2 protein-coding genes are annotated in these 1399 nt (G+C 64.9%); both read left to right on the top strand.

What is annotated here, in order from left to right; genetic code table 11:
- The first annotated feature begins 111 nt into the window (after nt 1–111).
- Nucleotides 112–588 (top strand): hypothetical protein, encoded by a 477-nt coding sequence (locus MAXJ12_RS11520; protein WP_050898816.1) that lies wholly within the window; start codon nt 112–114, stop codon nt 586–588.
- 139 nt (nt 589–727) lie between these two features.
- The coding region (locus MAXJ12_RS11515; protein WP_008836033.1) for a ribonuclease T2 family protein at nt 728–1399 on the top strand (672 nt) is incomplete at its 3' end.

Raw genomic sequence — 1399 nt, 5'->3', positions numbered from 1 at the left:
GTCTGACGGCGAAAGACGCGAACGTTTGACGGCGGCTTGACCCATGCGCGGCCTTTGCGCAAACTGCCGGCCATACTGCTTCGCGCCGCGCGATCCATTCACGAGGACAGCATGACCCGCATCGCCCGTTTCGCCATGGCCGCAACGCTGGCCCTCGGCTCGTTTATGACGCCGGCCGCTGCGCCTGCGGCCGACATGGGGATCTACCAGCAGCAGGATTCAGGCGTCTGCGCCGACAGGCGCTTTCTGGCCAAGATCACCGACCGCTTCCGTTACCAGGTGCGGCACGTGCCGCACCTGCCCGACGTCGCGATAACCGATTTCCAGCGCATCCGCGGCACCCTTTTCGAGCCGAGGGCCGAGCGCAAACCCATCGCGCGGCAATATTGCGAGGCCGACGTCGTGCTTTCCGACGGTCATACGCGCAACATCTGGTATCTCATCGAGGGGGGAATGGGCTTTGCCGGTATCGGCGACAATGTCGAATTCTGCGTCGACGGCTTCGACCGCTGGTACGTCTACAATGGGCGCTGCCGCGTCCTGCGCCCGGACATGGAAGGGGTTCGGGTGAGGACGGCCTACAAGTGACGGCTTTCTGCGCTTCCGGCGACCACGTACCCGAATTTACGCTCCGCTCCGGTTCTGGAAATCCGGCATGTTGGTCGTTGCGCACCTTCCTCGATCCGGCTCGTCCTGACCTGAATCGCAACACACCCTAAGCTGACACATGGCAGCGGGCCGAAGCCGATCGTATGCAGCTTGGACGGGACTGGCGCTGATCGCGGTCGCGCTGGCCATATTCTGGAAACCCGCAGGCCAGGGCGTCGGCGGGACTATCAACCAGCCTGCCGTCCTGGCGCGGGGCGATGTGCCAGCCGGCGCCGGTTTCGATTTCTACGTCCTGTCTCTGTCGTGGTCGCCGAGCTATTGCGAGGCGGAAGGTGAAGATGCCAACCGCCAGCAATGCGCGTCTGCGCGGCCCTATGCCTTCGTTGTGCACGGGCTGTGGCCGCAATTCGAACGCGGCTATCCGGAAAACTGCCGCACGGACGAGGAGGGTGTCGACAATGCGACCCTGCGTACACTCTACGACATCATGCCGTCGGCCGGACTGATCCGGCACCAGTGGCGCAAGCACGGCAGTTGCGCCGGGCTTTCGCAGGACGATTATTTCGACGTGCTGCGCGCCGCCCGCGAGGCAGTGGCGATCCCTGCGGAGTTTCGCCGGCTCGACGCCCACCGGACGCTCGATCCGGACGATGCCGAGCGCGCCTTCCTCGCCGCCAATCCGGCGCTTACCGGCGAGGGAGTAGCGGTCACCTGCGACAGGCGCTTTCTGCGCGAAGTGCGCATCTGCCTGACCAAGGACCTGGCGTTCCGCGAATGCCCGGAGGTGGAC

Origin of the sequence: Mesorhizobium alhagi CCNWXJ12-2 (genome assembly GCF_000236565.1) — a bacterium.
In the GTDB taxonomy this organism is placed as follows: Bacteria; Pseudomonadota; Alphaproteobacteria; order Rhizobiales; family Rhizobiaceae; genus Allomesorhizobium; species Allomesorhizobium alhagi.
Note: the sequence above shows the minus strand (reverse complement) of the source record. Positions and strands in the feature narration are given on the sequence as shown.

Coding starts and splice junctions, on each gene's coding strand:
- MAXJ12_RS11520 (WP_050898816.1), top strand. CDS start 112: ATGACCCGCATCGCCCGTTTCGCCATGGCCGCAACGCTGGCCCTCGGC.